This is a genomic window from Candidatus Methanomassiliicoccus intestinalis Issoire-Mx1 (assembly GCF_000404225.1).
GTDB lineage: Archaea > Thermoplasmatota > Thermoplasmata > Methanomassiliicoccales > Methanomassiliicoccaceae > Methanomassiliicoccus_A > Methanomassiliicoccus_A intestinalis.
The window spans coordinates 644,071-656,395 of record NC_021353.1 but is presented as its reverse complement, the minus strand read 5'-3'; the positions used below and the strand labels follow the sequence as shown (position 1 = coordinate 656,395).

General features: G+C 40.1%; 13 protein-coding genes, 1 tRNA gene and 1 other RNA gene. 10 read left to right on the top strand and 5 right to left on the bottom strand.

Translation table 11 applies throughout. The features are described 5' to 3' along the window. Positions 1-80: 80 nt before the first annotated feature. Positions 81-917: a nitrilase-related carbon-nitrogen hydrolase gene (locus H729_RS03160; RefSeq protein WP_020448556.1), complete on the top strand. Its 837-nt coding sequence runs from the start codon at positions 81-83 to the stop codon at positions 915-917. On the opposite strand, the gene H729_RS09415 is transcribed toward H729_RS03160, so the two are convergent. Beyond that, entirely contained in the window at positions 911-2,068 is a 1,158-nt protein-coding gene (locus H729_RS09415; RefSeq protein ID WP_020448555.1) for a metalloregulator ArsR/SmtB family transcription factor, read from the bottom strand. The two genes, H729_RS03160 and H729_RS09415, sit on opposite strands and share 7 nt — an antisense overlap. A gap of 206 nt (positions 2,069-2,274) precedes the next feature. On the opposite strand from H729_RS09415, the gene H729_RS03150 reads away from it, so the two are divergent. The 4 genes from H729_RS03150 to H729_RS03135 all read left to right on the top strand — a co-directional run bounded on the left by H729_RS03150 (position 2,275) and on the right by H729_RS03135 (position 5,580). Continuing rightward, on the top strand, positions 2,275-3,447 hold the full coding sequence (locus H729_RS03150) for an ABC transporter substrate-binding protein (protein ID WP_020448554.1): 1,173 nt from the start codon (positions 2,275-2,277) through the stop codon (positions 3,445-3,447). 17 nt (positions 3,448-3,464) lie between these two features. Further along, positions 3,465-3,653 carry a hypothetical protein gene (locus H729_RS03145; RefSeq protein ID WP_020448553.1) on the top strand — a complete coding sequence of 63 codons (189 nt, stop codon included), beginning with the start codon at positions 3,465-3,467 and terminating at the stop codon, positions 3,651-3,653. Between the two features lie 72 nt (positions 3,654-3,725). Beyond that, the gene (locus H729_RS03140; RefSeq protein WP_020448552.1) at positions 3,726-4,790 is read left to right on the top strand and encodes a FecCD family ABC transporter permease; all 1,065 of its coding nucleotides are present in this window, start codon (positions 3,726-3,728) and stop codon (positions 4,788-4,790) included. Between the two features lie 4 nt (positions 4,791-4,794). Continuing rightward, the gene (locus tag H729_RS03135; RefSeq protein WP_020448551.1) at positions 4,795-5,580 is read left to right on the top strand and encodes an ABC transporter ATP-binding protein; all 786 of its coding nucleotides are present in this window, start codon (positions 4,795-4,797) and stop codon (positions 5,578-5,580) included. 43 nt (positions 5,581-5,623) lie between these two features. On the opposite strand, the gene H729_RS03130 is transcribed toward H729_RS03135, so the two are convergent. Then, a complete protein-coding gene (locus H729_RS03130; protein WP_020448550.1) occupies positions 5,624-6,664 on the bottom strand; it encodes a DUF3089 domain-containing protein in 1,041 nt (346 codons plus the stop codon). Between the two features lie 77 nt (positions 6,665-6,741). Continuing rightward, positions 6,742-7,563, bottom strand: coding sequence for a tetratricopeptide repeat protein (locus H729_RS03125; protein WP_048133871.1), 822 nt, complete (start codon positions 7,561-7,563; stop codon positions 6,742-6,744). A 285-nt stretch (positions 7,564-7,848) separates the two neighbouring features. On the opposite strand from H729_RS03125, the gene H729_RS09950 reads away from it, so the two are divergent. Further along, positions 7,849-8,004, top strand: a complete 156-nt coding sequence (locus H729_RS09950) for a hypothetical protein (RefSeq protein ID WP_172618652.1) — start codon at positions 7,849-7,851, stop codon at positions 8,002-8,004. A gap of 174 nt (positions 8,005-8,178) precedes the next feature. Here the strand turns inward: H729_RS09950 and H729_RS03120 are convergent. Next, positions 8,179-8,265 (bottom strand) — tRNA-Leu (locus H729_RS03120). Between the two features lie 228 nt (positions 8,266-8,493). Here H729_RS03120 and rnpB point away from each other — a divergent pair. The 4 genes from rnpB to H729_RS03105 all read left to right on the top strand — a co-directional run bounded on the left by rnpB (position 8,494) and on the right by H729_RS03105 (position 11,843). After that, positions 8,494-8,786, top strand: an RNA gene (rnpB, locus tag H729_RS09590) — RNase P RNA component. Positions 8,787-8,866: 80 nt separating this feature from the next. Further along, entirely contained in the window at positions 8,867-9,709 is an 843-nt protein-coding gene (locus tag H729_RS03115) for an initiation factor 2B-like protein (protein ID WP_020448548.1), read from the top strand. 73 nt (positions 9,710-9,782) lie between these two features. Then, positions 9,783-11,090, top strand: a complete 1,308-nt coding sequence (locus tag H729_RS03110) for a TrpB-like pyridoxal phosphate-dependent enzyme (RefSeq protein ID WP_020448547.1) — start codon at positions 9,783-9,785, stop codon at positions 11,088-11,090. A 90-nt stretch (positions 11,091-11,180) separates the two neighbouring features. Beyond that, positions 11,181-11,843 carry an HAD family hydrolase gene (locus H729_RS03105; protein WP_020448546.1) on the top strand — a complete coding sequence of 221 codons (663 nt, stop codon included), beginning with the start codon at positions 11,181-11,183 and terminating at the stop codon, positions 11,841-11,843. Here the strand turns inward: H729_RS03105 and H729_RS09410 are convergent. Then, positions 11,814-12,299: an Lrp/AsnC family transcriptional regulator gene (locus H729_RS09410; protein ID WP_020448545.1), complete on the bottom strand. Its 486-nt coding sequence runs from the start codon at positions 12,297-12,299 to the stop codon at positions 11,814-11,816. The two genes, H729_RS03105 and H729_RS09410, sit on opposite strands and share 30 nt — an antisense overlap. Between the last annotated feature and the right edge of the window lie 26 nt (positions 12,300-12,325).

Sequence of the window (12,325 nt, the reverse complement as noted above, 5' to 3'; positions counted from 1 at the left end):
GGCATCAATTAAATTAAAGAATCTCAGAAAGAATGTCAAAAAGGATGAGTATATAATATATCATAACATGGTTGATAATCATGGAGCAGATGAGTGTAGCTGCAGTTCAGATGAATTCCATTGTTGGAGACATAGAACATAACCTAAACTCCATGAAAAAATGGGTAGAGACTGCATCTGAACAAAATATTGACCTCATATGTTTTCCAGAAATGTGCATAACTGGTTACGCCATGCCTCAGAGTATTGAGTTTTCTGAAACCATGTGCGGTGATTCCGTAAGATACATTCTTGAGATGTCTAGAGATTTTAATATAGCAATATCTGCCGGCATATCCGAAAAATATGACGATAGAGCATACATAACTCAATTCATTGCTGAAGATGGTGTTCTCAAAGGGAAATATAGAAAAACGCATTTGGGCGAGAAGGAAAAATTGTATTATGCAGCAGGAAACAGCATAGAAACAATAAAATGCAAAAACGCAAACATTGGCTTTCAAATTTGTTGGGAGTCTCACTTTCCAGAGATCTCATCCGTACTGGCATTGAACAATGCAGACATTATTCTCATGCCTCATTCTTCAGGGTTGCCGCCCAATAGAAGGAAAGATGTCTGGGACAAGTGCCTCAGAGCCCGAGCGTATGACAATACGGTGTATGTAGTAGCATGCAATCAACTTGGAGACAATGGGTTAGGAACTGTTTTCGGCGGAGGATGTACAGCAATAGATCCCCGGGGCGATATACTAGCCGAAGACTATAATTCAAAAGATTCGATGATTGCAGTTAATATCACTCCTGAAATCTTAGACAAGCTAAGGAGAAAAGAATATACATCTATGAAGGATTTGTACTATCTGAACAGAAGACGTCCCGAATTGTATAAAAAGCTCACAGAAAATGAATTTCAATGAATTTTTGACATTCCTTCACACGCATTGATTATCCTATTTATTGACTTGGGATCTGCAAGACTGTAATAGACTTCTTTCCCGATCTTTTCAGAAATGACTATGTTTGAGTCCTTGAGAATTCGTAAACTATGAGACACGTTTGACTGTGGATACCCTGTTGCAAGGCATATCTGAGATACGTTTAGATCTGAAGATCTTAGAGCTAAAACAATATCCATACGCATTTTATCACTGAGAGACTTTAGTATACTGCAAAGATCTTTACATTCATAGTCATTGGATAGCTTTCTGGAAATTTCTGCAAGGTCTGCATCTTTAATCTTATGTATATTAATCAGAGAACGATTCGCAGAAATGTCTGTTTTTTTAGTAAGTATCATGAACTTGGAGATCAGTTTCATTGGGCCGTCATATGCATTTATTGTAAAATCATCATCATCCAGAGATCCTATGTTTATTTCCTTTACACCTAAACTCAATAATGTGGAAACATCCCATGAAGGCCTGCGCATTTTACTAAGCGGGAGATCCCTAGCAATGTCCCGAATTATTTCAAAGTCTACGTTATCAACATTGGTCTTGGCATGAAGGCTATTGTTTTTCCCATTTTTAAGATCCTTGTATAGTTTTTTCTGTTTATAGTCGCTGTCGTATAGATCTAGATAATAGTTGCCGTCAATGATTAACAGATACCCATTTGGTTTTAAAACTCTCAAAAGCTCAGTGTACGCAATTACGGGATTATTCAGGGACCATAAAAGGTCTTTTGATACTACCATATCAAACTCACAATTCCCAAATGGAAGTTTTTGAGCGTCAGATTTTATAAGAATTACCTCAACATTACGATTTTTAGCATTGGATTCCGCATAGTCCAGCATAGCTTCAGACAAATCCACCGCAAAAACTTCATGCCCCATCAAAGCAAAAGAGGTGGCCATCAGACCCGCTCCAGTACCTACATCGAGCACTTTCATCTTTTTGTTGATGTTTACATTTGATTCAAGCATTGATTTTATTGAGCTGAATTCTTCATCCAGTATGTGGTTTGTTGCCAGATTGAACCCATTGGCCCTAGAATCCCAATAACTAATTACTCTGCTCTGCAGATTATTCTGATCTCTATATGTAGGTTTATTGTCAGGCAACATATTTTTCCATCCATAGTGCAGATTAGATAATTAGTTGAGACTATATTTTAAATAACACTATACTTTATTTAATATTCTATTACATATAAATAGGTTGCATAAACATATGAACAAATATACATATGAAAAATGGGCAAAAAAATAGTAACCTTTATATTATTAATTCATTCTTCAACTAATCTGGAATATATATCCAACGTGATATTATGGCATCTCAAAAGTTAGCAGCAGTGGCAATTGCAGCCATTGTTATAATCGCAGGGGTTGCAGCGGTTTTTTACCTATATAATAACAACAGCGCTGACACTCCAGATAATAATTTAAGCAGCAATACTGAAGGCCGTTTGGCGATATTTGGTAATGCCAACAATGATGACTACATTGACGAAAAAGATATAGAATTTGTAAAAGAGATAATTGCAGGTGAAAAGAAAGCCACCTATTTCAGTTGTTACAAAACATACAATGGAAATGCAGTAGAAATGACATTTGCAGATGCAAACTGCGATGGAAAGGTGGACCAAAGCGATGTTGAATGGATCCAAGACATGGTCGACCGCAAGGACGATATGAAAGTATATTTCTATGATGTCGATGGAGTGATTGCTTCGTGCATGTATCCGATAACAAACATGTGTATAGGATACAAAAGCAATTATGAAGCTGTATTAATCTGCGGAGCTGCAGACAGATGTGTGGGTGCATGCGATCAAGTTTCAAACAATGGCACATACGCAAAATGGTATCAAGCATTCAAGGATGCAGCTGCAATCGGAAGCAGATTCTCATTTGACTACGAATCTCTTGTAGATCTCAATGCCGATGCGATTATAACTGGAACAAGAGCATGGTTTGACGCAAACATGGAAACTACCTGTGCACCACTTGGAATGGATATCATACGATTACCGTTCTGGGAAGATGGAATAACAGTTTCTGGAATTATAACATTGGGCTATCTTCTTGACTGCGAAGAAATGGCATACAACTATGCTAAAATTGCAGACAGCGTATTAAATGAGATCAATGATAAGATTAAAGATATTTCTGAAGAAGATAAGCCTGTTGTATTTGCATCATACAATGGAACCAAAATAGCCAAACCTCACAATGGCATATCAGAGACTGTTGAGGCTGCCGGAGGCCGATATGTTACATCCTTGGGATACTCACCAGGAAACATAGACGGAGAAGGAATTTTAACTATCAATCCAGAATACATAGTGTTTGATGTTTACTACGGATTCTTAGAAACATTTGATTCATCTAACCCTGCATCAACACTGGATTATGTATATGACATGGTAAAAAATACAGACAATGCATACTTCAAAACAATAGAAAAACTGAAGCATATTCAAATAAAAATGTATGTGTAATCGGACAGGGAACCTACATGGGGCCAGCAAGCTATATCGGTGTAGCATACATTGCAAATATGATTTATCCAGATCTGTTTGATTTTGATGTAGACAAACTATTCGAAGAGTATGTTAATAATTACCATCCGGATTACACTGCAGAAGAATTTGCTGGAATACAGTACTTTTCGCTAGAGGATGTGGAGAAATACTATTCAAAATGATTGGGTGAATCCCATTCATTTTTTATTTTTTGATTATTTATCCTAAATTGTAATGCACATGAGGATCCGCACATGAACATACAAAAATCAGAAGAGATGAGGGAGGCATATCACAAGTATGTCATCAAAAAAATCGCATTCATAGCTGCATGCGTAGTTGCAATGTTTGCTATTACTGGCTATGCTGCTACAATAGGTTCATACAACCTAACTGCATTAGATGTTTACAAGGATATTTGGTATCATCTGTTTAATCCAGAAATGTGCAATGATACAATAGACTGGATTGTATTTACCGTACGTCTCCCGCGGATAATGACTGGTCTGGTAGCAGGAATGTCCCTTGGAATTGCAGGCGCTGCTATGCAGAGTATGATGAAAAATCCCCTGGCGGATCCATACACAACGGGGATATCATCAGGAGCATCATTCGGAGCCACAATAGCAATTGTCTTAGGAGTTTCGATTATAGGCAGCGGATCATATGGCATGATAATCACTGCATTCATATTCTCATTGATTCCAGCAGCAGTCATTATTCTGATTTCTTCATTCAAAAATACATCTGCCGCCACGATGATACTTGCAGGAATAGCAGTGATGTATCTGTTCAATGCTTGTACGACATTAATAAAACTCGGTGCATCCGATGCAAGTCTTGCAGCAGTGTTTCAGTGGTCTGTAGGAGATTTGAGCGGTTCTACTTGGGAGTCGTTTTACATTATTTCAGCATTCACATTAGCAGGCGGATTTCTGTTAATGGCAATGTCTAAAAAACTGAATATCCTTATAACTGGAGATAAGAATGCAACAACACTGGGTCTGAATGCTCATCGCCTGAGAATAGTGCTGCTGATAGTTATCTCGCTAATGACTGCATCTGTTGTATGCTTTACAGGGATTATTGGTTTTATAGGACTCGTTGCTCCGCATATTGTCAGGATCTTTTTAGGATCAGACAACAGATATCTGATTCCTGCATCTGCGGCTTTCGGGGCAGTGTTGTTGATGGTAGCAGATCTTGTATCAAGAGTCATAATCGCTCCTACGTTCCTTCCAGTAGGTGTTATAACTGCATTCATCGGCTGTCCGTTATTCATATACTTGTTGATAAAACAAAGAAAAAGCATGTGGTGATCATTTGAGAATAGACCTTAGAGATCTAGAATTTGGATATGATTCTAATACGCTGGTACTAAAAAATATATCACATGTGCTCGAAAAACCAGAATTTATCTGCATAATGGGACCAAATGGTGTCGGAAAATCAACTTTGATTCACTGCATAAATAAAATCCTGAAAACTACAAAAGGAACAGTACTGATTGACGATGTAGATATCAAAGATATTAAACTTAAATCATTAGCTAAACGAATGGGCTATGTGCCAAATTCATCTGAAGACTCTTTTCCGTTAACAGTGATTGATACAATATTGATCGGAGCGCAGAGTGATGCTAAATTTGGAGCATCAAATGAAGATCTGGAAAATGTTTACAAAGTTTTAGAATTACTCGATGCTGAAGATCTTGCCATGAGAAATTTTAATGAATTATCCGCTGGTCAGCATCAAAAAGTAATGCTGGCTAGAGGACTTGTCAGGAATCCAGAAGTAGTACTGCTGGATGAGCCTACATCCAATCTCGATATAAAACACCAGCTTGAAGTGACTGAGATATTAAGCAGACTTCCAAAAGAAAAAGGGATGATGATCATCATGATAAGTCATGATATCAACATAACTGCAAAGTTTGCAGACAAGATAATTTTGCTTCATGAAGGGCAGATATACTCTGTTGGCACACCATCAGAAGTTCTTACAAAAGATAACCTGCGGACAGTATACGGTGTTGATGCAGACATAATTGAGATAGATGGAAGACCTCATATAATATTGAATGATTCGATTAAAATAAAAAAGCAGTAAACAGATTACATCACCAGAAAACATATAAAAAAATAAAGATGGATTATAAGGCTTCCTGAAGATCTCCAGATAAATCTGATGATGCTTCAAGACCTGATAACCCTAAGAAATTTGCCGCTCTGAGCTCTGCATTTGCCCGTATGTCATAATAATAAAAGGGATAGTCCTGAGAATGATATACGCCAGAAGGAAACAGCCCGTTATTGGATGAGAATTTTTCGATGTCGGCTGTAGAACATACTAAAACACCGCGCTCAAGATCAATAGTCGCATCTGCAAAATGCTCAGTATACACTCCGTCTATCGATGAGCCCATACTTTCAGAAGCAGGAGCTGTGGTTTCATCCCTAACCCATGAGATGGGATTGATAACATTGGCATTTTCAAGCAATACGGGATTGTCTGCCTGAATTCCTGGAGCTTCTGTGTTATATGAGATAATAACTCCAGTATCCCCTGCGCCTTCAGCAAATCTCAGATGAGGATTATCTGAAAGATATTCATCCGTAACAGAATACCCTATGACATACGCTGCAATCATCCTTTCATACAGATCTGGGTGAGAATCCATGTACTCCGATAAAACAAAGAGCAGCATGTTTGATCCCTGGGAATGTCCAGCAAGAATGAAAGGCCTTCCTTCGTTGTAGTTTTCAAAGTAGTAATCAAGCGCATCAAACAGATCCTGTTTTGGCGCCCCGGAAAGCATTGCATTTTGATCTTCCAGACTCAAAGATAAACATACAGCAGCATCTGCCTGACGATAATAAGGAGCGAATATATTTCCTACAGTCTCAAAAGCTGTAGCCTGTGTTTCAAATACTCGAGAAGCTCCCTCCAGCATCGTTATATTATCTATTCTGCAGATATCCGGCTCGTTTTGATTGATCTTATGCCATGCTGTCGGGTATACGTAAAAAACATCCACTGGCTTGTCTATGCTTTCAGGTAGAGAGAGCCAATGCGATTCGTCTGAGTAATCTATATTGGTTTCCTCTGACTGTGAAAAACCCAAGGATACAACAGATCCTAAAGCTGCCACAACCACGAGTGCTACCAAAATAGAAGAAGCGACTCTTTTCATGATGAGCGGAAAATGCTGTTCATCAATATCATAGTAATTGTATGATTCTGCAAACTCCAGAACTCAGTTGTCTAAATCTAGTTCCTCACCTTTTTTACACATGGAATCGGCAGCCCGAGATTTCTCAAAGCATCAATAGCAGTTTGATTTCCTTTCTCAGCAGCTTTTGTGTATAGAGACTCAGCATAGACACGGTCTTCGTTTATGATCAATGAAGCCAAGAACGTCATCGCTTTTGCATATCCTCCATCTGATGAAGATTTTAAAAATTCTATTGCTTTATCTCTGCTTTGCGGAACTCCATCTCCAGCCAGATACAATTCTGCAAGGTGAAACAACGCCCTGTTGGAACCTGAAGCTTCAAACCACTTTGCAGCTTCTGCAGCATCTTTTTTCACCCCTCGGCCATACATCAGATATTCGCCGTAGTTTGTCTGTCCGCGGCTGTAACCGTTTTCTGCAGACATTTTATACCATTTTGCAGCTTCTTCATCATTCTGAGAAACTCCGTTTCCGTAACTGTAAAGAACTCCAAGATTGCACTGGGCTTTAGCATGTCCAGCTTCAGCTGCACGTTTGTACCACTCTGCAGCAGCAGTCTTGTTTTTACTGCATCCAATACCCAGCGCTAGTGCGTATCCAGAATTCCTCAGACCATGGATATTTCCCGCATTGCCGGCTTCCGTAAACAACTTGAAAGATTCTTTTTTCTGTTCATCAGTTCCTGTGCTGAGGATATTGCCTAAAGCTACCATTGAATCAGTACAGCCTTTGCTGATGCATACCCTGAGTATCTTTTCAGATTCCGATGGATTTTCTTCTTTTAATTTGATTGCTTTGTCGAAAGCATCTTTTACATCTGGATCAGGATTTCTGCACTCTGTAACAATATCCATCATAAATTCCTGAAACATATTTGGATATATAATCCATACACTTCATTCAGATCAATAACTATGATGCTGTTTACAAGGTGTTTTTCAATGAATATGTGCACATCTGTTGTGCTGATATTCTGATAAGTGATTACTCAATTTCAAGTACTAAATTTTTAGAATGAGTACCTAATATGACACTCTTTGGTAACTTTTTTGGCATTGAAAGGTTATTATTGTACCGCCTATGCGACATTAGGCTCATTACCGGCATTCGACAGAATGCCAAAAATCACATGAGGAAGGAATATGAGCGATGATGAAGAATGCGAGCTGGTGTTTTACACTGATGAAGACACCTATGAAAAAGCTGAAAAAATGGCTAAAGAACTGGGATTGAAAACGATTGGCGAATTTGCAGTATATGCCATGCGCTATTATATGGAAAAATCAAAAGAAAGTTAAACAATTTACATAATAACTATCAATAGCCAGCATACAAGAGTAAACTGTTAGATCAAAGATTATGCTGCAGGGAAAACTAGTATGCTAGATAATAAAAAATCAGACAGCTGGTAATTGTAAAATGGTCTGAACCAATAACAAAAATCATAAGATGAAAAGAGCAGGATGATAAAATGGTGCAAGGGAAGGGATTTGAACCCTCGGACCACTAAGGACAAGGCCCTCAACCTTGCGCCGTTGGCCAAGCTTGGCTACCCTTGCACTGCCTTTCTGCATATAGCCATTTCCTTTATGAAGCTTTGCATAGAATTGACTTATTATATTACAAAATCACATCGTGAACGAGACTGAGAATAAACAATAATCTGAGATAAAGTATTGAAAAAGAGTGTTGATTCTTGCCAAATAGGGTTGTTAATAAAAAGAGACTAGATTGTGTAATGAGATTGACTTGCCTATAAATACTAATTATTCATTGGAGATTTTGTCAGGAGGAAGAGGACGGCCGACGGTAGGGCTTAGACCCAGCTGAGGAAATTCTCCTCTCCATGAGAAAAGTGGACCGAATAATAGGTACGGCGAGAGCCGTGGCAAGGGCACAGAAACGACACAGTTCCATTTAAGGATGAACTGCTAGGCAGGGACGTTTGTGGAAATTTGGTGAAACGGCGACCCCCCACTGGAGCAAGTCCAAACAGACCAGGATGACAATCTCAGGACTGGCGGGTAGGATGCGTAGTTGAATGCCGTCTGAAACAGAAAGGAGATTACTACTTCGACCTGACACCTTTTTTATAAATGAATTTTACAGCAGGACGCTTTTTACAGCAATAAGTTATAATTATGATGTCGATTCACGGCTATGAATCAGCAATTCAGCAGGATCACAGAATATGTAGCTGGAGACATTCACTCTGGAGCAGCAGAAATGGCTGTAAAGACTCTTCGCGACATACTGTCAATCGATTCGCTGGACACTGTTTCTCAAGAAGACTGGAAAGAGTTTGCAATTAATCTTCACCATGGAAAGCCGTGCATGGCTCCCATATTCAATATTGCTAATGCAATAATGATCTACGTTCCCGAGGGAAATTCAGCAGTAATTAAGGTTCTGAAAAGGATACTGAGACAGGAAGAAGAAAGCACTGAATCGCTGAGAAAGTCTGCTAGAAACATTTCCGGAGATGTATTTTTAACTACGACATATTCTTCTACAGTCCTGAAGGCGCTGGCTGAAATTTCAAAAACAAGAGATATAAAGGTCATTGCAACGGAGTCTGCACCCGGTAAAGAAGGCCGGCTGTTTGCTAATCTGGTAGGGGAATTTGCAGACTGCAAGCTGATTCATGATTCTACAATATTTTCTGTAGCATCCGAAGCTGACTGCTTCATAAGCGGTGCTGATTCGATAATTCCCAAAGGAGTTGTCAATAAAGTAGGTACAAGAACTGCCGCGGAAGCAGCCAGAGTCTGTGGTCTTGACTCATGTGTTATCTGCAGTTCATTAAAACTGTGTCCAGTTAATCTTTCAGATCTGCATGTCACAAGAAAACTGAACGGGCGCGTTGAAGAATATAACCAGATTTTTGATGTAACTTCACTGAACTTATTCCAGAAAGTCATAACAGATCTGGGAGATTACACGCCTAATGATATTCTTAAAAATATGAGCAGCAACGTCTCCAAAGAGCTTTACGGCAACTAATGGAGTAATTATTGTACTAATATGTACATCATTCATCATTAATGTTATATACTACTACAATATATGCAGGAATATGGCAATTCACAAAGATGATGTGATAAGGCTTGATATTGACGATATTCCAACTAAGTGGTACAACATTGCTGCAGACTTACCCGTACCTCTCCCGCCGCCGTTACATCCTGGCACAATGCAGCCAGCTACGGCAGAAGATCTGTCAGCAATTTTTCCTCCTTCAATTGTCAGGCAGGAAATGTCAACTGACAGATATATCGACATACCTGAAGAGGTAAGAGATGCATATGTTGCATTGAACAGGCCTGCACCACTGTGCAGGGCAAGGAGGCTTGAGCAGTATCTTAAGACTCCAGCAAAGATCTACTTCAAAAGAGAAGATCTGAGTCCGGGCGGATCCCACAAACCGAACAGCGCCATACCGCAGACATACTTCAACATGATCGATGGCACAGAGCACTTGACCACTGAAACAGGAGCCGGACAATGGGGAAGCGCGTTGAGTCTCAGCTGCGCACATTTTGGTTTAGACTGCAAGGTATTCATGGTCAGAGTTTCCTATGATCAAAAGCCGTTCCGCAGACTCATCATGGAAACATATGGCGGAAAAGTCTACGCTTCGCCTTCAAAAGAAACAGAATACGGAAGAAAGCTGCTTGCTGAAGACCCGGACAATCCAGGATCACTTGGTATTGCAATTTCTGAAGCTATTGAAACCTGTGTGCACCAGGAGAACACTAAGTATGCACTCGGAAGTGTAGCAAATCATGTGATGATACATCAGACAATAATCGGAGAAGAGGTAATCAAACAGCTGGAGTTCATTGATGAAGTTCCTGACTACATGATTGCCTGCGCCGGAGGCGGATCAAACCTGGCTGGATTCTCTTTCCCTATGCTGAGGAAGAAGATCAAAGGCGAGATTGATACCGAATTCATTGCCGTTGAACCAAGTTCAGTTCCAAGTCTTACAAAAGGAGAATACAGGTACGACTTCGGTGACACTGCAGGAATGACTCCTCTGTTCAAGATGTATACTCTAGGACATGATTTCATACCTTCATCAATTCACGCCGGCGGACTCCGTTACCACGGTATGGCTCCTGCAGTATCTCTGGCTAAGAATCTGGGATATATAAACGCCGTATCATACGATCAGCACGAAACTTTCAATGCCGCAGTTACATTCGCCAGAACTGAAGGTATCATTCCCGCCCCAGAATCATCCCATGCCATCAAAGCCGCCATGGATAAGGCTCTTGAGGCTAAGAAAACTGGAGAAGAGAAAGTTATCGTATTCAATCTGTCTGGACACGGACTTCTGGACATGGGCGGGTATTCCAAATACCTTCACAATGAGATTTAATCTCATTAAACCCTTTTTTTATTTTCATCATACAAAGCAATTTTGTTTTATAGTACCGATGTTGTGAGAGAATCTCCGTTGGTGCAGCGAATGATAAAAGCCGTAGTTTTCGATCTTGATGGCACATTGATTTACAACCATACCAATTTTATGAAGATGAGAAAATGTGTGGTTGATGAACTGATCAGCGAAGGAATTCCAGAAGAGATCCTGGATGAAGATGACATCATCGTTAACAACATGGCTCAGGCAGAAAAGTATGCCAAAGAAAACGGCATTAATGTTTCTAAACTGTACTCTGCAACAGGCAGGATCATGAGCCAGGTGGAGCTGGAGACTGTTGACCTGACCACGCCGGTTGAAGGCGCGCTTGACACGATAATCAGTCTGCAGAACGAATGTTACAAAACCGGCATACTGACAAGAGGTTCAAGACAGTACGCAGAAAGCGCCCTCAAGGCCGCTAATTTAGACATTGAATTTGATGTGTTCATCTGCAGAGATGATTATCCTGAAGAAGAGGCTAAACCTTCTCCGATCGCTATGCAGAGAGCTGCCGAGAAGATGAGAGTGGAAGTTTCAGAATGTCTTTATCTCGGCGATCATGCTATTGATATGAGATGCGCCACGGCAGCAGGAGCAAAATTCCTGGGCGTTCTCACTGGAGCCTACACGGCAGACGACTGGAAGAAAATTAATGTTGAGTATGTAGAAAACATAACTTCACTGAACAGTCTTCTTTCCCTCGAATAATAAAGCAGAATCCTGATGGACTATCGCCCTGCATTCTTCTTTCATAGTGTCGGTAACAGTAGCCATTTCGCAACTTATGATCTGAGACAAAGAAGAAATAAAAAAACTAAAGGAATTCATAGAGGATAAGCCTGTGAATGTACACAGGATGAGAATTTTGCCGTTGCTCAAGCGGAATATCTGCCTGACAGCCGGATTCTTGCTCAGCTCTTCAGACACGAGATCGGCTTCGGACGGTCTTACCACTATTTCTGCAACAGCGCTGAACTCTCCAAGATTTTCAGGTGCCAAATCAGCTTTGTAGCCTCTGATTATGCCTGCCTGCTCCATATCATTTATTCTGCTGCTTACTGTAGGAACACTCAAACCAGTAATCTCTGAAATCTGACGAAACGAAAGCCTCCCGTTCTCCTGTAGGATATTTAGGATCTCAAAGTCTCGTCCGTCTAATTTCATTGTGTGAGTATTTGCAGTCGGGAGGT

Bases quoted from the DNA above. Each gene is read 5' to 3' on its own strand.
- H729_RS09950 (WP_172618652.1), top strand. From the start codon at position 7,849: ATGAGCGATGATGAAGAATGCGAGCTGGTGTTTTACACTGATGAAGAC.
- H729_RS03105 (WP_020448546.1), top strand. From the start codon at position 11,181: ATGATAAAAGCCGTAGTTTTCGATCTTGATGGCACATTGATTTACAAC.
- H729_RS03145 (WP_020448553.1), top strand. From the start codon at position 3,465: ATGGGGCCAGCAAGCTATATCGGTGTAGCATACATTGCAAATATGATT.
- H729_RS03110 (WP_020448547.1), top strand. From the start codon at position 9,783: ATGGCAATTCACAAAGATGATGTGATAAGGCTTGATATTGACGATATT.
- H729_RS03130 (WP_020448550.1), bottom strand. From the start codon at position 6,664: ATGAAAAGAGTCGCTTCTTCTATTTTGGTAGCACTCGTGGTTGTGGCA.
- H729_RS03160 (WP_020448556.1), top strand. From the start codon at position 81: ATGGAGCAGATGAGTGTAGCTGCAGTTCAGATGAATTCCATTGTTGGA.
- H729_RS03150 (WP_020448554.1), top strand. From the start codon at position 2,275: ATGGCATCTCAAAAGTTAGCAGCAGTGGCAATTGCAGCCATTGTTATA.
- H729_RS03115 (WP_020448548.1), top strand. From the start codon at position 8,867: ATGAATCAGCAATTCAGCAGGATCACAGAATATGTAGCTGGAGACATT.
- H729_RS03125 (WP_048133871.1), bottom strand. From the start codon at position 7,563: ATGATGGATATTGTTACAGAGTGCAGAAATCCTGATCCAGATGTAAAA.
- H729_RS09410 (WP_020448545.1), bottom strand. From the start codon at position 12,299: ATGAAATTAGACGGACGAGACTTTGAGATCCTAAATATCCTACAGGAG.
- H729_RS09415 (WP_020448555.1), bottom strand. From the start codon at position 2,068: ATGTTGCCTGACAATAAACCTACATATAGAGATCAGAATAATCTGCAG.
- H729_RS03140 (WP_020448552.1), top strand. From the start codon at position 3,726: ATGAACATACAAAAATCAGAAGAGATGAGGGAGGCATATCACAAGTAT.